Source organism: Haloferax prahovense DSM 18310, assembly GCF_000336815.1.
Lineage (GTDB): Archaea > Halobacteriota > Halobacteria > Halobacteriales > Haloferacaceae > Haloferax > Haloferax prahovense.
This window is the reverse complement of the sequence record NZ_AOLG01000031.1, coordinates 46,363-68,477: the sequence shown is the minus strand read 5'-3', so window position 1 is coordinate 68,477 and position 22,115 is coordinate 46,363. Positions and strand designations below refer to the sequence as shown.

Annotated in this window: 17 protein-coding genes, 1 pseudogene and 1 CRISPR repeat array (1 of these 19 running past the window's edge); of the genes and pseudogenes, 8 read left to right on the top strand and 10 right to left on the bottom strand. The window is 56.8% G+C overall.

All coding sequences use genetic code 11. The features are described 5' to 3' along the window. On the bottom strand, nucleotides 1-351 hold the full coding sequence (locus C457_RS10530) for a helix-turn-helix domain-containing protein (RefSeq protein ID WP_008094416.1): 351 nt from the start codon (nucleotides 349-351) through the stop codon (nucleotides 1-3). Between the two features lie 116 nt (nucleotides 352-467). Here C457_RS10530 and C457_RS10525 point away from each other — a divergent pair, with 116 nt between their 5' ends. Then, entirely contained in the window at nucleotides 468-1,127 is a 660-nt protein-coding gene (locus C457_RS10525; RefSeq protein WP_008094415.1) for a plastocyanin/azurin family copper-binding protein, read from the top strand. A 407-nt stretch (nucleotides 1,128-1,534) separates the two neighbouring features. Here C457_RS10525 and C457_RS10520 read toward each other — a convergent pair whose 3' ends face one another. Both C457_RS10520 and C457_RS10515 read right to left on the bottom strand, forming a co-directional pair. Next, on the bottom strand, nucleotides 1,535-2,827 hold the full coding sequence (locus C457_RS10520; protein ID WP_008094414.1) for an MFS transporter: 1,293 nt from the start codon (nucleotides 2,825-2,827) through the stop codon (nucleotides 1,535-1,537). A gap of 3 nt (nucleotides 2,828-2,830) precedes the next feature. After that, nucleotides 2,831-3,943 (bottom strand): MBL fold metallo-hydrolase, encoded by a 1,113-nt coding sequence (locus tag C457_RS10515; protein WP_008094413.1) that lies wholly within the window; start codon nucleotides 3,941-3,943, stop codon nucleotides 2,831-2,833. 88 nt (nucleotides 3,944-4,031) lie between these two features. On the opposite strand from C457_RS10515, the gene C457_RS10510 reads away from it, so the two are divergent. Continuing rightward, nucleotides 4,032-4,766 carry a helix-turn-helix domain-containing protein gene (locus C457_RS10510; protein WP_008094412.1) on the top strand — a complete coding sequence of 245 codons (735 nt, stop codon included), beginning with the start codon at nucleotides 4,032-4,034 and terminating at the stop codon, nucleotides 4,764-4,766. A gap of 31 nt (nucleotides 4,767-4,797) precedes the next feature. Here the strand turns inward: C457_RS10510 and C457_RS10505 are convergent, their stop codons facing one another. Beyond that, complete coding sequence (locus C457_RS10505) at nucleotides 4,798-5,121, bottom strand: DsrE family protein (protein ID WP_008094411.1); 324 nt, start codon at nucleotides 5,119-5,121, stop codon at nucleotides 4,798-4,800. A gap of 156 nt (nucleotides 5,122-5,277) precedes the next feature. Here C457_RS10505 and C457_RS10500 point away from each other — a divergent pair, with 156 nt between their 5' ends. The 3 genes from C457_RS10500 to C457_RS10490 all read left to right on the top strand — a co-directional run bounded on the left by C457_RS10500 (nucleotide 5,278) and on the right by C457_RS10490 (nucleotide 8,607). After that, nucleotides 5,278-5,883, top strand: coding sequence for a class I SAM-dependent methyltransferase (locus C457_RS10500; RefSeq protein ID WP_008094410.1), 606 nt, complete (start codon nucleotides 5,278-5,280; stop codon nucleotides 5,881-5,883). 101 nt (nucleotides 5,884-5,984) lie between these two features. After that, the gene (locus C457_RS10495; RefSeq protein WP_008094409.1) at nucleotides 5,985-6,986 is read left to right on the top strand and encodes an arsenic resistance protein; all 1,002 of its coding nucleotides are present in this window, start codon (nucleotides 5,985-5,987) and stop codon (nucleotides 6,984-6,986) included. Nucleotides 6,987-7,407: 421 nt separating this feature from the next. Beyond that, nucleotides 7,408-8,607 (top strand): site-specific integrase, encoded by a 1,200-nt coding sequence (locus C457_RS10490; RefSeq protein WP_008094407.1) that lies wholly within the window; start codon nucleotides 7,408-7,410, stop codon nucleotides 8,605-8,607. 191 nt (nucleotides 8,608-8,798) lie between these two features. On the opposite strand, the pseudogene C457_RS10485 reads toward C457_RS10490, so the two are convergent. The 6 genes and pseudogenes from C457_RS10485 to C457_RS10460 form a co-directional block, all read right to left on the bottom strand. Next, a pseudogene (locus C457_RS10485) lies at nucleotides 8,799-9,910 on the bottom strand (ISH3 family transposase). Between the two features lie 195 nt (nucleotides 9,911-10,105). After that, nucleotides 10,106-12,691: a CRISPR-associated endonuclease Cas3'' gene (locus C457_RS10480; RefSeq protein ID WP_083864279.1), complete on the bottom strand. Its 2,586-nt coding sequence runs from the start codon at nucleotides 12,689-12,691 to the stop codon at nucleotides 10,106-10,108. Further along, on the bottom strand, nucleotides 12,691-13,467 hold the full coding sequence (cas5b, locus tag C457_RS10475) for a type I-B CRISPR-associated protein Cas5b (RefSeq protein ID WP_161611441.1): 777 nt from the start codon (nucleotides 13,465-13,467) through the stop codon (nucleotides 12,691-12,693). The genes C457_RS10480 and cas5b overlap by 1 nt, the downstream gene beginning before the upstream one ends. 70 nt (nucleotides 13,468-13,537) lie before the next feature. Continuing rightward, nucleotides 13,538-14,602, bottom strand: coding sequence for a type I-B CRISPR-associated protein Cas7/Csh2 (cas7b, locus tag C457_RS10470; protein WP_008094398.1), 1,065 nt, complete (start codon nucleotides 14,600-14,602; stop codon nucleotides 13,538-13,540). Between the two features lie 21 nt (nucleotides 14,603-14,623). Continuing rightward, on the bottom strand, nucleotides 14,624-16,816 hold the full coding sequence (locus C457_RS10465; RefSeq protein ID WP_008094396.1) for a CRISPR-associated protein Csh1: 2,193 nt from the start codon (nucleotides 16,814-16,816) through the stop codon (nucleotides 14,624-14,626). Further along, complete coding sequence (locus tag C457_RS10460; protein WP_008094394.1) at nucleotides 16,813-17,409, bottom strand: CRISPR-associated endoribonuclease Cas6; 597 nt, start codon at nucleotides 17,407-17,409, stop codon at nucleotides 16,813-16,815. Before C457_RS10460 ends, C457_RS10465 begins: the two co-directional genes overlap by 4 nt. A 519-nt stretch (nucleotides 17,410-17,928) precedes the next feature. Between C457_RS10460 and C457_RS10455 the strand changes: the two genes are divergently transcribed. The 3 genes from C457_RS10455 to cas2 are packed head-to-tail and all read left to right on the top strand — an operon-like array spanning nucleotide 17,929 to nucleotide 19,718. After that, nucleotides 17,929-18,453 carry a CRISPR-associated protein Cas4 gene (locus tag C457_RS10455; RefSeq protein WP_008094392.1) on the top strand — a complete coding sequence of 175 codons (525 nt, stop codon included), beginning with the start codon at nucleotides 17,929-17,931 and terminating at the stop codon, nucleotides 18,451-18,453. 2 nt (nucleotides 18,454-18,455) lie between these two features. Continuing rightward, nucleotides 18,456-19,448, top strand: coding sequence for a type I-B CRISPR-associated endonuclease Cas1b (cas1b, locus tag C457_RS10450; protein ID WP_049913506.1), 993 nt, complete (start codon nucleotides 18,456-18,458; stop codon nucleotides 19,446-19,448). Further along, a complete protein-coding gene (gene cas2 / locus C457_RS10445) occupies nucleotides 19,449-19,718 on the top strand; it encodes a CRISPR-associated endonuclease Cas2 (RefSeq protein WP_008094389.1) in 270 nt (89 codons plus the stop codon). It abuts the gene before it with no gap. 103 nt (nucleotides 19,719-19,821) lie between these two features. Next, nucleotides 19,822-22,115: a CRISPR direct-repeat array (repeat unit 30 nt; unit sequence GTTCGAGACGCACCCTCGTGGGATTGAAAG) (it continues 2,385 nt past the right edge of the window).

The following is a 22,115-nucleotide window of genomic DNA, read 5'->3' as shown; positions in this document are numbered from 1 at the left end:
CTATCGTTTCCTCATTTCGTCCCAGATGCGCGTGAATCGGTCGGCCGCGTCTTCACGGATTTCGACCCGAACGTCGAACCCCGTTTCGAGGAGCTTGACATCGACTCCTTCGAGCTGTGCTTCGTACTCACTGTAGTGGTGTCCATCCGGATCAATGTGTGTTCGTTCGACGAGTAAGTCGTGTTCCAGTAGCGTGTTGACTCGTCTGGAGACTGTCGAGACAGACATTCCGCACTCTTCACTGAGTGCTTTTGCAGAAAGCTGTTGTCGACGTGTCGCTTCGAGAATTGCGCGTGCATAGTCATCGTCGAGGATGGCGAAGATCTCCCGACCGTCTCGCTCCTCGTTCACAACCCATATTTCGAGAGTGGGGTATAAAAAAGAACGGCGATTTGCTGACTCAGCAAACCTCCTCTCCGTACTATACCATTCAGTGTCGAATCTACGTCTGTACGAAGACCAAGACCATGTCAGACGATCATCTCACCCGCCGACGGATGCTACAGTTGACCGGTAGTGCCGCAGTAATCGGAGTTGCTGGCTGTGCCGGGGCACCAGCGAACGACGCACAGAACCAGGCGCAGGCAACCGAGGCGCCCCAGACTACGACCGAAGCAGCAGAAGACGGTCACGACGACGGTGAAAGTGGACACAGCGACGAAGAAGGTGGCCACGACGAAGCAATCGGTGCACCGACTGACACTGCCGAAGTGAAGATGGTGTCCACCGACAATGGGTACCACTTCGAACCACACGTTGTGCGCGTGAACGTCGGTGGAACAGTAACGTTCCACAACGAGAGTGGCACGCACTCGACGACGGCGTACCATCCAGATAACGACCAGCCACAACTCGTCCCCGACGGCGCAGCCGCGTGGGATAGTGGCATCCTGTCGGAGGAAGGTGCAACCTTCGAACACACCTTCGAGACTGAAGGCGTCTACCACTACTACTGTACCCCACACGAGGCCCTCGGCATGATTGGAACCGTCATCGTTGGGGAACCTGACCCCCACGAACAGGTCGCATTAGAAGAAATACCCGCTGACAAGCCTGAAGCAGTCCAGAAGAAACTCGAAGAACTGAACGGAATGGTCAGAACGGCGCTTGGGGACGACCACGAGTAGTTGACCATCCNCCCGCTGACAAGCCTGAAGCAGTCCAGAAGAAACTCGAAGAACTGAACGGAATGGTCAGAACGGCGCTTGGGGACGACCACGAGTAGTTGACCATCCAGTTCGATTAGTTCCTTTAGTCGTGGAGGTTTTTGAACATATTTTTCGTGCTTCTGCGGTACAGACGAGAGCATCCCGAGCCAAATCACCGTCTGAAATCCATGTTGTAGCCGACGTGAGCGGTCGATGTGAGCGAGCAGAACCTGCGTGTAACGTCGGCTCAGGCTATTTATATGTTCTCGACCGAATTTGGAAAGCACACATTCTTCACCGAATCGACCACCTGTTCTACGAACCGGAGTGGAGATAGTCTCTAATAAGACCGAACCACGTTACCAACGGCGGGTAAACTCCGTAGGTTAGTCTTGGGCGACTACCTGGGTCGGAGGCTTCTCCGCGGGAGCAGGAGACTCGTGCGTTCCGAACTGGGGGTGGGTCTCTTCCATCCAGACGTACACGATTGCCCCGGAGACGAACATCAGGGCAGCAGTCATGTAGAATGCGGCCTCCGCGTTCAGGAACTCCATCGAGAGGCCGATGAGGATTGCGCCGACGCCGTATCCCGAGTCACGCCACATCCGGTAGACGCCCATCCCAGTCGCCCGCCACGTCGGGTGGGCCGCGTCGCCGGGAACGGTCATCAGGTTCGGGTAGAGCAACGCCATTCCAAGGCCAGAGATGCCCGAGAGCACGGCCCACAGGGCGTACCCTTCGACGAGTACCATCCCGAGGACGCCCGCGCCGGTGAGGAACATCCCAGCGATGACCGGGGGCCGGCGACCGATTCGGTCCGCGAGTCCGCCGGTCGCAATCTGGAGGAAGTACATCGCGCTGTGGACGCCGACGACGAACCCGACTGCTGCGATGCCGACTCCCTGACTCGTGAGATACAGCGGGACGGCGAGCCAAAACAGCGTATCGACGAACTTCTCGATGTGGCCCGCTTGTGCCGCGGCGAACAGCGTCTTGTCGCCGTAGGTTGCCCGCTTCAGTACTTCTTTGAACGGGAGGTTCGCGTCGTGGTGGTCTTCGTCATCGATCTCGACTTCCGCGAGTTGGACCGTCTCTTTGATGAGGAAGACCGAGATGAGGAACGCCAGCACGACGACGACGGCGAGGAAGTAGAACGGTTCGGGCCGGAGGTTCGTCTGGGCGGCGATGATGCCTGTAACCCACGCCCCGACGGCGACGCCGCTGTATCCGAAGGCCTCGTCGATGCCGACGGCGAGTCCTCGCTGTTCGGGCCCTGCGATGTCGATTTTCGCGTTGATGGCCATACTCCACGTCAACGCCTGGTTGATGCCCAACAGGATGTTCCCGACGGTAATCCACCCCCAACTCGGGGCGAAGATGAGGATGACCGGCAGGGGGAGGGCGGTCACCCACCCGAGTATGAGCACGGGCTTGCGGCCGTATTCACTACCCCATTTGCCGGCGTAGAGGTTTAACAGCGCCTTGACGAACCCGAACGAGACGACGAACGACCCGATGACGAACAGCGACTCGACGCCGAGGACGTCGCGACCCAACACGGGTACGACGGCTCGTTCGGACCCGATAGTCAGCCCCGTCGCGAACACCAGCAACACGTGCAGTGAGAACTGTCCGAAGTGCTCGCGAATGCCCTGTTTGAGTTCAGTTTCTGTACTCATCGATCACTCTGCTGCGCAGTTGTTGGGACCCAGTTCGAGCTCTGCCAGCTCGTCGGCGGGGACTGATTCCTGCCCCACGTTCGTTCGCTTGACGCGCTCGAAGTTCGGGGGGTGGTCCGGGATATCCGACGCGAGTTCCTGAATGAACTCCTCGCGGTCACGGCCGAGGTCTTCGTTCCGCTCTCGGACCTCGCCCAGTGTGGCGGTCACTGGCGGTTCGGGCGAACCGGGATCGTGAGCCGGGAGGACGAGCGCATCGTCTGGCCGGTCCTGAAGCCGCTGGAGGCTTTCGTAGAGCGTCGCGGCGTTCTGCTCGACGTTGGAGTCCTCGATACCAGCTTCAACGCCGAGTTCGACGCGGCCCACGCTCTCGTGGAAGAGCGTGTCACCCGTAATCAACGCCCCCTCCTCAATATCGAACGAGACGCTTCCTTCACTGTGTCCCGGCGTGTGGACGACCTCGATATCTAGGCTGCCGACCGAGACAGTCTGTTCGTCGTCGATGGGAGACGCGTCGATTGCCAGTGCATCCTTCGGGTGGAGGTAGTAGGGGACGTCGTGACGGTCGGCCAGCTCTGCAGCGCCCGAAACGTGGTCGGCGTGGGCGTGCGTGTCGAAGACACCGACGAGTTCGGCGTCGTACTCGTCGAGAATCGCTTCGTACTCCTCGAGGTAGTGTGACGGGTCGAAGACAGCGGCCTCACCATCGGAGACGAGTACGTGAGAGAGACAGCCTTTCCCCGGTCGTGCGACCTGAACGAGCGTTCCATCGAGGTCGACAGAGACCGCCGCATGGCGGTGAACGCGACTCCACCCGTTCATCCCATCTTCGAGTGTCGCCGCGGTGTAGTCCATCTCTCGAAGGACGTTCGCTGCCGTCTCTGCAGCGATGCCTGCACCGCAAACAGTAATAATCTCTTTCTCCTCGGGGAGGCCCGAAAGCGCGTCCTTGGCTTTGTCAGGGTCGTCAGCCAACTCGTCGTAGACGTCGACGTTGACGCTACCCGGGACGTGCCAGTCGTCGAACTCGTCTTCGTGGCGAATGTCGACTACGAGCAGGCCGTTTTCGTCAGTCTGCAGTTGTTCTCCAAGTTCCTCGGGGGAAATCTCCGACATCAGTGTTCTTCCGTATGGGAAGTAATAGGATATAGGAACTGCCGGACATGACCGGCACTGTTAATCCTGTATAGACGAATGTGCTAGTATGAGTCTCTACGAGGCGTCGTTCCGCGTCAAACACGAGTGTCCGTATCGAGAGATTTCGGAGCGTTATCCAGATCTCACGATTCGTGAGTGGTATCTGGATGACTGCCAGGTAATCGAAATTACTGCACCGGGGTCTCCGACTGACGACCTCCTCGACGAGATCGATCGCTTAGGGACGGTTCTTCACGAGTCAGTCGACGATACTGGACTCCACGTCGTCACGCAATCGTGCCTGTGCTCACTGGAAGACTCCATCATCGAACGATTCGAAGCGCACAATTGCCTGTATCAGCCGCCCACAATTCATCGACAGGGTTGGGAACACTATTCGGTGATTGCCTTCGACGAGAGCGATATCAGAGAGCTTCTTCACGAGTTGGAGGCTGACCGCGACATCGAGGTGCTCTCGAAGACGGCGATTACAGCGCAGCGAATCCCGCACAGTATGTTGGCTCCGGTCGACCAGTTGTTCGAAGACGTGACCGAACGACAGATGGCAGCGCTTCGGTTGGCCTTAGAGAGCGGGTACTACGAACAACCCCGGCAGACGTCGCTCAGGGAATTGGCCGCCCAGACTGCCGTCGCTCGTTCGACGTACGAAGAACATCTCCGGAAGGCGGAGAACAAAATCCTCACGAGCGCGGGTCAGTTCTTGCGGTTGGTGACGGCGACATCGACGGCGGATCCATTAGAGGTCGAAAAGACTCGCCAAGCTGAGCAAGCTGCCGACTAACCGAACGTCTTCACACCGATCAGGGTTTCGGTTATCCGATTGTGAGTACCTTATCAGCACCCTCGACGACTCCGAGGCAGTCTTGCATCGTCGCCCGTGGTCTGAGGTCGTCCGCTTCGAGGTCACGGGAGTCCAGACACGTTCCACACGCGAGAAGTTCTCCCCCGTTCCGAGTATATTTCACCATTACACCGTGGGGATTGAACTTCTCGTGTTCGAGGTCCGGTGCTTCGACACCGTCGCCGAGGAGGAATACCTCAACCGTGTGGTCTGCATCAAGCGCTGTGTTTGCGAGACGGAAGGCATTCCAGACGCGTTCAGGGTCGTTCGTCTCTAAGATGATTCCAAGATCCATACGAAAGCTTCGTGAGTCAATGACTTGAGCGTCAGTGGTAATTCTCCAACGAGAGGAATTGTGACTACCAATGACGGCGGGACACAACCTTACCTCCAAATTGATGTGACCAAGACTGATGTCGAGTCAACTCCTAATTCGTGAAGAGGTGATTGTATGAGTGATGTCGAGAGCTTCGTTCGGTTCTGTGAGAGCGAGTTCGGGACTGAAGTCATGGACCGAGAGGCCGCATACGTGAAACAACACATTGCTGCAGACGACCGTATTCTCAATGTTGGGTGCGGTATCGGTTCGCTCGAAGAGCGCTTTCTCGACTACGAGATTATTGGCTTGGACCGATCGGAGGAGATGATCCATGCAGCCCGTAACCGAGTCTCTGCATCGTTCGTACTCGGCGATGCGACAGCACTCCCAATCGCAACCGCATCCGTCGATACCGTCGTCTTCATCTCAACACTCGAATTCATTCCCGATATCGATGCAGTACTAGCGGAAGCGACTCGCGTGCTTGATAGCGATGGAACTCTCGTTGCACTCGTATTGAACACGCGCTCTGAGTACGTTCAGTCGAACCTTCAGCGAGAAGGATCGTACTTCCAGCGGATGGCCCACCGGGATTCTGAGGCATTGGCGGAAAAGATATTAGAATACGTTGGAGGCGAGCAAGAGTTTTTCTTGGGGATCTCCGACGAGACCGTTTTCGAGAGTTCTGATCCAACGGCAGCAGCGATCTCTGCGGTTGTGGGGACTCCACTTGACTGACCAGACAATCCTTGCACGTATTCGGTGAACACGGACTGCTACAAGCAAGAATCTGAGTAATAACAACAGTAGTATAGCACACCATCCGAAAGGATCTCGTAATGGATTCGAGAGACTGGCTCCAACGACATCAGGTCACTATCTACGCTGCCAGCGTGGTTCTCGCCGTTAGTTTTGGAGTCGGGCTCCCATCGACCGCTCCACTGTTCGAACAGGTGATTACACCTGTACTGGCGGTCCTCCTGTACGTTACATTTCTCGAAATCCCCTTCACGAGGTTTCGTCGTGCGTTCACCAACGTTCGATTCATCGCTGCAGCCCTCGGGATAAATTTCCTTCTCGTCCCAGTCGTCGTCTATGCACTCACTCGGCTCCTACCACCGGAGCCTGTACTCCTCATTGGGGTGTTCATGGTGCTTTTGACCCCCTGTATCGACTACGTCATCGCCTTCACTGAACTCGCGGATGGTGACGCTGAACAAGTCACCGCTGCGACGCCAGCTCTTCTGGTTGTTCAGTTCCTCTTGCTTCCTGTGTACCTATGGTTGTTCATAGGCGAACAGATCGCGGGCATCATTGAGGCAGGACCATTCGTTGATGCGTTTCTGCTGCTCATTGCCCTCCCGCTAACGCTGGCGTGGCTAACCGAAGTATGGGCGGACCATTCTGAAACAGGCAGACAGTGGCAAGAAACGATGGGTTGGCTCCCCGTTCCGATGATGGGTGTGACTCTGTTGGTCGTCATCGCTTCCCAACTCCCCCGAGTCGGAGAGTCGATAGGGAAGATTGCCGTGGTTGTTCCCATCTACGTCGCGTTCCTCGTTGTAATGCCACTCTTGGGAACTCTCGCCGTGAGGGTGTTCCGGATGCCCACGGGTGAGGCTCGTGCGCTTTTGTTCACGTCGGTAACACGGAACTCGTTGGTCGTCCTCCCACTGGCGCTCGCACTGCCCGCGGGCTACGATCTTGTGCCAGCAGTTGTTGTCACTCAGACACTGGTCGAGCTCATGGGGATGGTTGTGCTCACTCGGATCGTGCCTGCGTGGCTCGTTCCAACAGCTCCTGAGCCACTCACTATTCCTGGATTTATCAGGAGTGATTGACCGCTGTTGGAGTGTATAGATACTTACCTCGGGTTGACACACTTGTCTGAACACCTGATTTTCCACCGACTCACCGCTTTGGAGTGGCGACAGCCTGTAGTACACCCAAATCAAAGCAATTTCACAGGCCCGACTCTGTTTCTGTATAGCAACATATAATATAAACAGATGTTGGTCCCAAACTCCCAGAAATTACTAATTGGCGTTGTGTATNCCACTCCCGCATCAGCCAAAGTGTTAACTCAATGGGAGAAAGTCGTAGACCAGTGAAAATCTCATATTCAGAATCACACCAACACGGAGCGAGAGGGTTACTCCCCGGTGAGCTGGCGTGAATCAACAGTCTGACTCCGGGGGTTTAGAGGTCGAAGAAGAGGCTTCAGATGAGGGACCGAGAGAAAAGCGCTACAAGTGGTCCCAGATGAGCCTCGACGAACTCGTCGACGTCTACTGGCAAGACATCGCAACGATGCGATATCGCGACGGTTTTGACGAGGATCAGGACGTCCCAACATACGAGTGGCTCACCGAGCACGGATACAGTGGTATCGCGTACGCGCTACGCGAGCATCACGACTTGACGCCGAAGCAGTTCTTCGTCGACGTCGTCGGCCTCGAAGACGAAGAGTCAGAGGAGTGGGAGTGGAACGTCGACCACGAGGATACTGTCAACGCACTAGAAGTGTACCTCAACTCGATACAAACCCGTGGTGGACGGGCAGAGAGTACCGTCGAAACCCACCGGACGAGATTGGCAAAGTGGGTTCGAACGTATCGAGAGTTGCATGGGACGGATGCGTTGCTCGAACCACTTTCTGAGTTGGACCAGCAACCACGAGAGATAGAACGCTGTCTCGCCGTCCTCGACGTCTTCGACGAGGAACTATCGACGGATCGCTCGAAACTCGAATATCTCCACGTCGCCAGAGCGTGGTATGCGTTCGTGAAGCGCCGGAAATACGCGAAGTACAATCCACTCTCAGAGGCCGGCGAAGAGTTCGGCTGGGAGGCCAGCGAACCAGACCCACAGGCGTTGTCGGCGTCGCAGGTGCGTCGAATCTACAGTGAGGTGGACTCCCCCGAGTCAGAGTTACTGATCGTTGCGCTCGCAGGGTGGGGATTACGGCCTTCCGAGGTTTCGGCATTGCACGTAGACCAGGTGGTCTTGAATGCTGAAGACCCGTATCTGTCGTTCGGTGATGGAGAGCGGAAGAACGGTCCTGGTGAGGTGACGCTGTTGTATGGCGTGGACGTCGTCGCTGACCGGATTGATACGCTTTCTGACCGGGAGACGTGGAACGGGTATCTATTTCCCTCTCGGTCGTCGTCGACGGGGTACGTGTCAGTCAGTACGATACGTCGTCGGTTCAAACAGCTTGCTGACACTGCTGAAGTGGTTGTCGATGGGGATACGCCCACACCGAAGATGGGGCGGAGATTCTGGTACTCTGCGTATCAGGAAGCTGTTGGAGAGGTTCTAGAAGGATTGGAAGGAGTTGCAGAAGATCAGGGAAGTTCGTCGACGGAAGTTGTGCTTCGGAATTACTTGTCAAGGGAGCACGAACGGAAGGCTCGGCGAAAGAGGATGTACAAGAAACTGGAAACGGCGTTCGATCGATAAAACGCTGGTTCAGTACCTCACAAAGCATCCTCGGCTAGCTGTTTCTGAAGCCTGAGTTCTGTGGCGGAGCGGTTGCACTGCCGGTCTCAACAAGAGAACCCTGGATGAATCGCCAGAGAGATGTCGCTGTCGGCGTCGGCTGCCGCCGCCGACAGCGTCGCCACTCCCGCTGGAGGCTGTCTGGGTGGTTATCACCGGCTAAACCGGTCGTCCGGTGGGCGGTTTGCGGGGACGGCCCGACGCACCGCGAGGGCCGTCCACGCTGCCCGTCGAATCATGTTGATGAACTCCTTGAACGACCATTGCCAGAGCCAACGCTCGCCTCGGCAGGGCGTCGTCAGGTACTCCCAGTGCAGATACCGCCAGACGTTCTGTAACAGCAAACTCATTACGACGTACAACAGGACGTCCGGATTCTGTGTCGAGGTCGTCGCAATACTTCCCTCAGAGGGTCGATAGCTCGCCTCGATACCGAAGCGTTTTGAGTGGTGGTATCGAGCGTCTCGTGGTGAATCGATGAACGGCGCGTCAGCAGCGTAGCCGTGACGCGCCACCCCATGCTCACCGTACCGCCCGTTCTGATAGGTACAGTCGATGTAGACGGGAAAACTGTGCTGAATCACGCGACTCCAGCCTTCCGAGAGTTCTCGCTTGATTGATTGTCCCCAGCAGACGATCGGAATGACGTAAGCGTGGTTGTGCGCCTGAAGCAGCGTCAAACACTTGCTATCGTAGAAATCGCGGTCAAGATAGCGACCTTGACGTCGAGGTTAAGGCCGTCGAGGATACCAAGAAATTCTGCGAGGACACTGATGGCGGTGTCGCCGTCGGTAAGACGACGCACCGCCAGCGTGTAGCGTTTGTTCTTCACACGCGCGTAGAATGTGGCGTGCAACGCGATGGTTCCACGCTTTGGAGTGATAGAGACCGTCGGTGTCGTCTTCGTCTCCATAGTAGGGCCGCAGGTGGAGGTCCGAAACGGCCTCAACCTGCTGGGAAGGACGTCGAGAACGTCTTTCTGGAGGAGCGTGTTGATAACTTGTTCGAGGATTTCGAGGTCAAACTTGGTGCGGAGATGGTAGAGAATCGAGTTTTTGTGGGGTGCATCTTCGCTTCTCTCACAGAGCATTGAGACTGAGGTGCCGTCGGCGCAGGCGCCGGCGAGGACCTCGTAGATGCCTTCAGCATCGAGTTCGTCGTTTTCACCGAGGGTGAGAGCAACTTCCTCGTCAGGGTCGTTGACGAGGAAGTTAAGGAGCTGGTCCTCGTGGATTGAGCCGTCTGCATATTGTGTTTTGAACACACCTTCTGCAAGCAAACTTTCTAACTAAGCGGCTATGTGATGTACTGAGTCTTATTTCCACCAACATCTACCCCTACTTACAGCCAACACTCAATTGATTGGAAACTAACAATCTCGAGTGGTATGACATTTATAGTCAATATTCACTTGACTTGAAGGTCCAGGGGATCGACTGAAAAACGGCCTGTGAAGAGACTACCCGATGACACGGGAGTCAACTGTTGAATCCGGTGCTCGCAAACCCAAAAACGCATCATACGTAGATAGCTCTGGAATCACGTACAGTCCAATGTCCTCATCGACGGGCAACAGGCGCGTCCGTAGACGGTTCAGTTCATCTTGATTCGACGGGTATGCAGGGATACTGACCGTAATGGATTGCATTCCCCGTGCTTCATAGACCGCCTGTTTATTCACATCTGACTGGGTCGCTAGCTGAGTGATCTTTTCCACCTCTGTGCCTGACCGGGGGACCAGCACATCTATTGAGGACTGTTGGTTGATAATGTGCTTCGCACCGAGTGTCGAACACTTGGCTTCATCGACAAGCGATGGGAGTGACGTTGTGGTCGTCCCCGATGAGGTGTGATAGGCGGAATAGTACCTGTCCACCACATCGCTTATCATCGCCGTTTCGGCGACGTGTATTCCCTCTCGATATTCGTCAAGTGCTGTCTCTGTGCCAGCGAGCGGGTCACCGAACGCGAGGGTCGAGTAGATTACCTCCGACGGTGGTTGGCCATCCTTGGCTGATTCGAGTTTCCAGATGCACACGTCTCGACGCTCAGCCCCAAAGGAGCGATTACACCGACCCGCAGCCTGTACAATCGACGGGACTGGCGCGAAGTCCCTGTACAGTCGGTCGAAACTGACGTCGACTCCGGCCTCAATCAGTTGCGTCGAGACGAACAGTAACGGAGCGTTCATCTTACACAATCGCTTGGCCACGCTGATGAGTTGGAGACGGTCAAACGGTCTGTGTCGAGTGGTGAGATGAGCCACTAACGGTCGGTCGGTGTCAAGTGAGGCAACGAACCCATCTACATCGAACTCGGATTCGTCGTGCTCTACGACCCACTCGGCGAAATGCTCGTTGAGCGTCTCCGCGCTGACGTACTCGCTCGCGTGTGTTGCGAGCGCCCGCGAGCTACTGACTGTGTTACAGATAGCGAGTGTTGGTGACTCAATCCCCTCCATCACCGTCGCTGCGGCGTTCTCCGGCGAGAGCGGAGAATCAGTAGTTGTGGAATCTGCCGAGGGATGAATAGTATACCGGACCCGTGGATGCGAGTCGATGAACGACATGGGCGATGACGTGGAGAACGCCGAATCGTCGGCCTCCACAAGTGTGAACGGGTCGAGCGTATGCTCGAACAGTTCAAACAGTTTCGGTTGCGTCGCGGTCATCGAGATGACGTGGACATTGTAGCGGTCGGTGAGTACTCGACAGAGCCGACTGACGAGATTCATCCACTCGGGAGGGAGTGCTTGTGGCTCGTCGAGGATGACCACCGCGTTTCGCAACGAGGGAAGTTTGAGTCCCTGTGACTTCCGCGGCCCAGCGAGACTCTCGAAGAGTTGGACGAACGTGGTCAGCGTGAATTGCTGTCGCCACGAATCCCGAATGAGCATCCGGTCGCGCTCGGCGAGTGCGTCCGTCTCAAACGATTCCTCGTCGGGCGACACATCTGCGAGGTAGTGATGCACTGCGAGGTCCAGTGCCCCGGCGTCGGGGAACACTGACGCAAGTTCATCGGCCGTCTGGTCGATAATCGAAGTGAAGGGGAGAGCATACACAACACGGGACGGTTGCCCTGTGCGAGTTGCCTTCCGGTCGGCCAACGTCAGACCGACCTGTGTACTCGTGAGTGTTTTCCCGAAGCCCGTCGGAAGTGTGATGTTCGCCACTTGTGTTTTGGCGTCAAGGAATGACCCGACTCTCCTGAGGGCAATCTCCCGCGCCGTATCACGTATCTCGTTTAGCTCGGCCTCACGAGCGTCTGTTGCGGCGTCGAAGCCCCTAATGTGCCTCTGGACGGCGTCCGGATTGAGGGTCCCACAGGACAGGTCTTCCAAGTCGATGTGCGCCGCCGACGTTGTGTCGGCGAGCGTCAGCGTCGTCCATGTGTCGACGAGGTGAGCGTAGAAGTCACCCTCGTTGTCGTTCACATAGGAAACGACGTGTGACGCATGTTTCGCGAGTTTCGGTAACTCTTCTCGCGCGTTGATTTGCTCCTTGCACTCCGCCCATGAACCCTCACCGGCCGTCGCTCTATTGATGAGTGATTCTGCGACCGCACGAGCGTCTGGGTTCGAGTCGATGTTATCGAGTTTCCGGTCGATGGCGTCGTAGGTCTCGGCGTTGCCACCATGGGGGTCACCGAACTGTTGGGCGAACCCACCAGCCCCACCCTGCATATCGGGAAGCGCACCGTGGTGTTTCAGGACAGCGACCGTCCCCGCCAGCTGGTCGTCAAGGTCAGCATCAAGAGCCGACAGTGCGTAGTTCACGACCGCGCCTCCGATGTGGGAGTGATGCGTTTTGTTCCCGGGAGGAATCTCGTCGCGGATGTACTGCTGGAACCACGTCGTCAGCTTACCGATGTCGTGCAGTCCGGCAATAGCCACGACAAGCGAGTCGTCGAGCGTACCTAAATCCCTCATTCGTCGCTCTACATCTCGAAGATGGGTCTGAAGTGGTGTCGCCGGGCGGAGTCTCCCGTCCGAGAGTTCCTCCGGCGGATGCGACCACAGAGCCGGGTTGATGCCGACCTCACCCATCAGTAGAACGCCACCGTTCGGCCCCCTACGTCGAACCCGCACGCCTCGGTCGCGACCAGTTGCTCGTCGGTGCTGAAGCCGACCGAGACCGTACCGTTCAGGCGGCGTCCGTTCGCCGTACGGGTCATATTGTAGGGATGCTTCTCGACGGTGAAGGGCCCCGACGCAACAGGGTTGACCACGGACAGCGGGAGCGCGGACTCGACTTCTGGCGCGTCGTCGGTGACTGGGTCAATGGGCAACTCTCCGTTATACTCCACACTCGCGAGGCACTCCGCCGTGCCGAGATACGGTGTAAAGACGCTTGTCCCGTTCGAGAGATGTTCAACGAGTTCCTCACGGAAGGAAGAGGCCCGGTCATCGGTGCGGTCGAAGACAACGTCGATGGTGTACGTCGGTCGGCGCACCATGTGGATAACCGGCCGCTGGCGACTCCCGTAAATGGCGTTTGCATTCGGGAGGCCGCCGACGGCCTCCGTGAGTGCCTTCGCCGCCGGGTCATCCGTTCCCGAGAGGGTGAGTTCCTTCTCGTCGCTACTATTCCGCGTCCCGAGATACAGTCGGGACATCGTGTGTGTCCCTTCGTACTCGTCGAGAGTCACCGACACACGCGTTCTGTCGGGGTGAAACACGTCGTAGTACGTGTCTCGACCGCGACCGACGATAGCCGCGAGGAACCCCGCAACTGTCGTTCGCGGGAACATCGTGTAGGTCCGATAGAGCGTCCCCTCGATGTTCCGAAAGTGTGCCCACCGTCCCGAGACGGTCAACGACACCGCTTCGTCGTCGGGGAGCTCACGCGCGGGTAAATCGGTCATGTGATGTGGCCTCGCATAGTGGTCTGGTTCAGTTGTTCAACTCCCGCTCCTCGTATGGGTCCACAACGCGCACACGGTTGTCGCCGAGTTCAGCCTGGAGGCGGTCAGTCAGCGACCCGCCTCCCTCGTAGGTGAGGTACGGACTCTCAACGAGATAGACCGCCTCGATGTGCGATTCGTGAGCAGCGAGTTGCTCGACAAGTCCATCGACGTTGAGCGTTGCATCGGTGATGTCACTGAATGTCGGGTAGGCGTCCTCATCAGCGAGTTCGACACCGAGGTCGAGGTCACCGAGGTGGAACGAGTCAGTACTGTACTCTACGCGCAGGTACAGTCGGGGCTCCTGTCCCACCTTACTCCGGGTGAGCGTCTGGTTCTTCCACGCCCGCCAGACGACCGAGTCTAGGCGCTTGACGTCGCGCTCGCTCAACCCCGTATTCTTGGCTGCGTTCTCGTTGACAACGGCGGTGAACGAGTACACCCCGAAGCGCACGCGGTGGTCATCAGCAAACGTCCCTTGCTCGTTCTCCGTTGAGGAGGAGAGCGTGACTGCCAACTGGTTGGACTCGTCGTTGAGTGCGACCGGGTGGAGCGACTCCCCGTGACCGAACTGGATTGGGCCGATGTACTGGCGCGGGAGACTGGCGCGAATCGCATCGACGGCATCGGACTCCTCATCGGTGAGTTCGGCGTCGTCGTCATTCGCATCCCCTTTGATAGTGACCGTCGCTCCAAAGAGGCGCGTGTCCGTCGACCGTTCGAGGAATCGCTTGGCGATGGTTTCGCTGTCGGCATCAGCAATCTTCTCGGGGTCCATGTCCATGAGCCGAAGGTAGAGTTCCTCACGTGTTGAAACACCCTCGGGGATGAATCGGGGGCTTTCCAGCAGGACGCCAAAACCGTCTTCGGTGAGTTGGTCTCGGACGTACCGCTTGAACCGCGAGTCAGTGACGATACCGATGTCGTTGTCGTCTCGCCGGGGGCGGTCGTCACGGCGTGGGTCGCCGTTCGGGTTCGCATTACGGGCGTCCGTCAACATGAAAATTTCCGAGCGGTTGGAGATGGGTGCGTCGTCAGTGGATGTGTTGCTCATTGTGTTGTAGTGTGTGGTGTGTTAGTCGTCGCCCTGTTCTCTCGCCGCCTCGGAGTCGTCGTCCACGAACGTGTCGGAGGCACCGTAGGTCATCCCAAGCGCGTAATGGTACCGTAGGTCCGAACGGTCGATTCCCCAATCGGTGGGTGCGGACTGTTGGCCGGCGTCCATCAGACGCTCGGGGTATCGACTGTTCATGATACCTTTCCCGTCGCTCTCAGTCTCCGAGTAGACGTTATTGAGTTCCATGACGTCCGCCGCCACGTCGGCGAAACTCCGTTCAGTGAGCGAGGCGACCGGATGCCGACGCATCAGTGTGTTCGATGTACCGTTGCTTCGTTGGAATGCCGACAGGCGACCAACGAGGCCACCCAGGAGGAACGCCGACTGGCGCTCTTCGTCATCCCTTATGGCGGGGTGCGATTCGATGAACGAGTTGAGTCGAGTCTCTCTGTCTGTCATGGTGTAGTCGTAGTCGTGGTTGCGTGGGGCGTACCCGTCGAGGCCGTCGACGGCGGCGACCGCACACGCCTGCAAGTACTGTGTCGCGGCGATTCGGGGAGTGGCGTCCCATCCCTCCTCGAACGCCGTTCGTTGGTAGTCGATGCACTTCTGCGCGAATTGGTCGAACAGTTCGGTCGCACCGATGTCGTCCCCCTCGAACAGTCGGAATGAGAAGTCGAGGTGTGGGAAGTACGTCATCGAGGCGGCATCCGTTCCGGCATCCTTGTCAGGGCGGGTGACTGTCGGTGCGAAGTACCGCTGACGGGCGAGAACGGACAGAACCAAGGGGCCGGTCGTAGCGTAGACCCACCCGGGTTTGTTATCGTCCGCTTCCCAGAACTGTCGATAACGGGCGAAGGGTCCCTGTTCGTCTGCGAACACCCACCCGGCAACCTCTTTCACATGTGCCTCGGACAGTTCTCGCCCGCGCGTCTTGACGATGCGCGGTGCCTCGAACTGTGGGAGGCGGACGGAACTCTGTTCGAAGGTGAGCAGATAGGCATACAGCGACAGATCCTCTTTGTCGGTTACATGAGGGACGAGGTCTACCTCTGTCAGGTCGTCACTGTCGCGGACAGCGTCTAACACAACGTACAAATCTCGAACAGCGTCGACGTCCAACGAGTGGGGATACGGCAACAGATAGAGGTGCTGACCAAGTCCCAACTCGGTTCTGAACTGGTCAAGGATGCCCTGTGCTCCGGAGAGCGAATTGGCCGCATCTCGCGAGAGTGGGCGCGTCCGATGTGCCGACCCTGGGTCCATGTCGTCGAAGAGACCCCACTGCTTGCCGGCCGATGTTGCCATCGGTGTTCCAGAACCACCGTAGACTTCCTGCTCTTCATCAAGGACGAGACAAACTCCCTCACCGTAGGCGTCCATCCCCTTCGTCGCCGACTTGCCTTCTTTGAGTTTTACCGAGCGGTTCCGCGCCATCGCCTCGTTCATCGCTGGTACTTCACCTGGATAGCGGAACGTGTCGTCGCCCCCAGTCCGGATTGCAAGGGTAACGAACATCCCCGCATCGCCGATGATACCGTTACCGGCCTTCGATATCTCTTCATCGGTGGGTTCCTCACCCTCTATCGAGTCTTCGTCAAGTCCGAACAATTCCCATGTGGCCTCGCGGAGTGCCTCGGCCGCCACCTCATCGTCACCGAGGTCACCGAGAGGTCCGAGTACCCCTGCGTACACATCCTCCTCACGCGCTGCAACCGTGCCGTCTTTGTCCGTCCACTTGACCAGCTGGTCGACCAGTGCATCAGTAATCTTCAGCGCGCTCCCTGACTTCTGGAACGTGGCTGAATAGACTGTTGTATGACTTGTTTTTTGGAACGTCGAGTAGCCGAGGCGATACACGTCGTCTGCAGAAAATCGTTCGGCCACGACTGGTTCATCGTCTAACCGGGCCTCGCCGTTTTCGATGACGATGCGAGCAGCGAGCACGTTCGGATTCCCGGCGTGGTCGCCGTCGGCGTCACTCTGCGTGAACACTTCCGTCTTCGCACCGGGTGTCATGTACGGGACGTACGAACGGTCAATCCCCTCAACAGTAGCGGTGCGCGCCAACGTATCGAGCGTCGTGTAGAGGTACGCAATGTCGAACAGTGAGGCCGGTGGCCTGTTGGGCAGTGCAGCCTCAATATCCTCGTCGGAGACGGATGCGAGGTCGGTTTGTGCTTGCCCAATTTCATCAAGCGAGAGGTTCATACTGCTGACCCCTCGCGTTCGATGATGTTGAGGAAGCCAAGTCCGTACCCGTTACGTCCGCCGAGTCCGGTATCAAGTGCGAGGTTCAGGTGTCGCCGGTGGTTGTCGTCGCGCACCTCGTAACTGAACTCCCACTTACTCAGGACGACCGTGAGCGTCGTCCCCGTCGTCACCGTCAACGGGATGGAGAACGTCTTTGTGCAGTTCCATTCGTCGAACAGTGGCGCGGCCACCTCGGCTGGCCCCGGCAGGTAGTCTGGGTGGAACTGATCGTGATCAAGTTGGAGTTGATCCTCGACGTATTTCTGGAACGGCTCTGGTGAGTACTCCGGTCGCCAGTATGTCTCATACTCACCTGTTTCCTCATCTTCGTACTGTGGGGGAAGAACAGCGTAGACGCCGGTTTCTGTTCGCATCTTTCCCGTCGATCCTGGTTCACCGACATCGGGATACAGGTCCTGCATCCCAGTGACTCGATACGGGGTTTCCCCCACATTGAGTTCGTTTGCGTCCAACCACTCTGCAGCGATTGTCGCTAATAGGTCGTCGCGAGGCGAAGAAACCAAAATGTGGCGCTCGTCGCCAGCATTCATCTCCCCCCAGGGGAATGGATTCGAGTAACACAGTCCCGTCCGATCTTCACTATCGTGAAGTGCGATGTGAGAACTGCCCTCAAGTGCGTTCCATATCGCCCCTCGGAGCTTATGGTGATACGCCGTGTCGTAGGCAGCATCTGCTCGTGGCTCAACGTCAAATAGGACCCTCATGTCATTTTGCTACCTCCTTTGCCATGCGCTCCCATCAACGAAGTTAGTAACTATAACTCTAGGGGTATGTTCATACGTAATACATGATGGTGTGAACTGTGACAACAACTATGCACAAGCACACGAACCTATCAATAGCCCCTGGCTGCTCACAGTTTCAGGCGCACCCCATCGGATTGAAATGTTGACGGGAGTGCCCAGGGGAGATCTTACGATGATGAGCCGTAGGCAGAGCAGCCAATTTCTAATCCCAATCCTCAATACCTAACAATTCTGTTCGTCGGTGTCGACCGTAACCTTACATTTATACAACATTATCTCAATCATGGATTGTGTGTAGTTACCATGACACAAAACAATAGAGACGGAGACATACATGATGCCGCTGAGCGGGTGACTGGGGTGATGATGCAGTACTACGAGATGTGCACCCGAGAACTCTGGTTCGTTGCCCACGATATTGATATTGACCGTGGAAATCGGCATGTCATGCGAGGGACGCGTGTCGATAAAACATCCTATGCAGAGAATAGCGAATCCATTCTAATTGATGGGACTATCGCGCCGGACCTGCTCGATGATGGCCGTATCGTAGAGGTGAAACCATCTTCGGACTCGTCAGGTGGGCGGCTTCAACTGTTGTACTACCTCTGGTACTTCAAACACAAGCTTGGGATTGAAACGACAGGAGTTCTGGCTGCCCCACGCGAGCGCACCCGGGAGACTGTCGAACTCACCCCTGATGCTGAGAAGCAAGTGGAAACAGCACTCCATGGCATCCGGGAGATTATCACCCAAGACTCCCCTCCAGCGTTCGAAGAGAAGCCGTACTGTGGGTCGTGCGCATACCGTGACTTTTGCCAGATTTGACCATGGACGAGAACTACCACCTATTCAGCGACGGCACACTCTCTCGTGAACAGAACACTCTCCGATTCGATACAGAGGACAATTCAACCTATCTGCCGGTTGAGACTGTCGACGCACTCTATTGCTACGGTCAAGTCCGGTACAACACGCGGCTATTGGGACTTCTGAACGACCATGACGTGGAACTCCATGTCTTCGGATGGAACGAGCAGTATGTCGGTTCACACATCCCCCGACGGTCACACATCTCCGGCCAGACCATTGTGAAGCAGGTGGAGACATACCTTGATGAAGACCGTCGATTGTCTGTTGCTCGTGAAATGGTTGCAGGTAGCATTCACAATATGCGGAAGAATCTCGTGTATTATCGCTCACGTCGAGACGGGGACCTCCTCGACCATGCAATCACAGAACTCGACGAGACCACAGCGAGGTTGAGCGAAGCCCAGGGCATTGATTCACTGATGGGTTTCGAGGCGACTGCACGGAAAGCGTACTATTCTACGTTTGACGATATTCTCACCGGCCTGCACTTTCGGACACGAACGTATCGCCCACCAGAATCAGACTCGAACGCGCTCATCTCCTTTACGAACTCGCTCGTGTACGCGAATGTTGTCTCCGCGATTAGACGAACAGCACTCGAACCGTCGGTCAGTTTCCTCCACGAACCAGGTGACCGTCGGTACTCCCTGTCACTGGACATTGCTGACGTGTTCAAGCCGCTCTTAGCCGACCGACTCGTATTTCGTCTCGTCAATCGGTCCCAAATCACCCCGGATGACTTCCGTGAGGACGTGAACGGACATCTTCTGACTGAACACGGACGGAAAACGGTTGTAACAGCATTTGAGGAACAGCTTGAGGAAACTATCAAACACCGATCGCTGAATCGCCATGTCAGCTACAAATACCTCCTTCAATTGGAAGCGTACAAACTCAAAAAACACGTACTGGCAGGAGAGCCATACGAATCATTCCGGCGGTGGTGGTGAGTGGTACACTTAATCGTAATATACGATGCTAAAGCAGAGCGAACCCGTCACTATCGTACGTATCTCCGACGACACCTCACTCATCTCCAACAGTCTGTCTTTGAGGGAGACGTCACAGCGGGAACTGCGGACGAGATTAGAGAAACGATGGACGGGTTAGTGTCTGAGTCGGCGTACGATGCGGCCGTTGTTTACGAAGTGTCGTCTCAATCCTACCTCAAGCGCGAAGCTTACGGTGACGATCCAGCAGATGATAAGCACATTCTGTGACTTGTTCAGTCGACCCCCCGGGGTTTGACGGTTATCGAGAGTCGACTGATGGTTGAACTCGCAGTCGGTGGATATATGGCCCATACCCTGGATATTCTGGTGGGTTCGAGACGCACCCTCGTGGGATTGAAAGTAAATGCCAACCAAAGACCAACTGGAAGAACGAATCGTTCGAGACGCACCCTCGTGGGATTGAAAGCACCTATCCAGAGAATCACGGCGTCTCTAGGTGACGAGTTCGAGACGCACCCTCGTGGGATTGAAAGGACCTCTCGACAATCCCCCCGGGAACCTACGCCTGGTTCGAGACGCACCCTCGTGGGATTGAAAGAACTGATGGAGGTAGCCCGTTGCTTGGGGCTCGACAGGTTCGAGACGCACCCTCGTGGGATTGAAAGGACCTGGGCAGGAGACTGGTCGGAGCCGATTGGCCGTTCGAGACGCACCCTCGTGGGATTGAAAGTCGCGAAGGTCTCGAAGGGCTGACTTCGGAACCGCAGTTCGAGACGCACCCTCGTGGGATTGAAAGATCGTCGACGACGGTTCGGACACAGAGACCATATCCGTTCGAGACGCACCCTCGTGGGATTGAAAGCCGATGGTCCTGCTGACCGGGAGGACGAACCGCCCGTTCGAGACGCACCCTCGTGGGATTGAAAGATAAAACTCGGTCAGACCGACTTCGACGGCAACCAAGTTCGAGACGCACCCTCGTGGGATTGAAAGGAGTGTTGGTGATGAGTAGTTCAGTATCTCTCCACCGGTTCGAGACGCACCCTCGTGGGATTGAAAGAACATCGTTGCCGGGCTCGTCCTCCTCGGACTCGCAGTTCGAGACGCACCCTCGTGGGATTGAAAGCACCCGAACAGAGGGGGGTCTGCGCGTGAGCCTCGCGTTCGAGACGCACCCTCGTGGGATTGAAAGCTAGCGCGATGTGAGTCAGCCCCCGCCCGCCCCGTGTTCGAGACGCACCCTCGTGGGATTGAAAGTTGTCCACAGTATTACTGGCATCGTCCTCGGTCCAGTTCGAGACGCACCCTCGTGGGATTGAAAGCGATAATCCCCGCCATCGTCGCGATAAGAATTAACAGTTCGAGACGCACCCTCGTGGGATTGAAAGAACGGTTCGGCCCTTCGGAGGTATCCTAACAATGGGAGTTCGAGACGCACCCTCGTGGGATTGAAAGCGGAGTTAAACATCACGGCGGATAGGTTCAATTTCGGTTCGAGACGCACCCTCGTGGGATTGAAAGTGCCCTCCGACTTTTTTTCATACCAATCTCAGACAGGTTCGAGACGCACCCTCGTGGGATTGAAAGCACGGTACTGGTCGAAGATAGTACGCTAATAACGCTGTTCGAGACGCACCCTCGTGGGATTGAAAGTTGCTGCCGGTGGGAATCGGTGCTGTCAATGGGGACCGTTCGAGACGCACCCTCGTGGGATTGAAAGATTCTGCCGCAGACTACTTGAAATGGTGAATGACAGTTCGAGACGCACCCTCGTGGGATTGAAAGCCAACCATCCACGTGGTAGCCGAAGTCGCGTACAACGTTCGAGACGCACCCTCGTGGGATTGAAAGATGATTCACCTTCGATGTATCTGCAAAGCTGAATCGCGTTCGAGACGCACCCTCGTGGGATTGAAAGGGTCGGCGAATCGAACCGACCATAGAACGGGTGGGAGTTCGAGACGCACCCTCGTGGGATTGAAAGTGCCCGTGGTGTCGTTCAGCTTGTCGTCGCTCTCACGGTTCGAGACGCACCCTCGTGGGATTGAAAGAAAACTACCCCTCACCCGATACGTGTTGCCCCGAGAAGTTCGAGACGCACCCTCGTGGGATTGAAAGAACGACCCGTCGTCTGTCGACGTTCTCGAGTCGTTCGTTCGAGACGCACCCTCGTGGGATTGAAAGCCACGACAGAGTTGGTTCTACGATTTTCTGAGGCTGTTCGAGACGCACCCTCGTGGGATTGAAAGTACCGGATGATGATGGCTCGTCACGAGACATCGCGCTCGTTCGAGACGCACCCTCGTGGGATTGAAAGGACTGCGTCCTCGTTGTCGGCGTTGATGTCGTACTCGTTCGAGACGCACCCTCGTGGGATTGAAAGTTCGAGAGCCCCGAGTCGGGAGTCGTGACATCGACCGTTCGAGACGCACCCTCGTGGGATTGAAANGACGCACCCTCGTGGGATTGAAAGTTCGAGAGCCCCGAGTCGGGAGTCGTGACATCGACCGTTCGAGACGCACCCTCGTGGGATTGAAAGCTCGATGCCGGGAGACCGCTCGCGAGTTAGAGGGGTTCGAGACGCACCCTCGTGGGATTGAAAGCCCCCGTTAGCAACCGCGAAATCAAGCAGTTGACTTAGTTCGAGACGCACCCTCGTGGGAT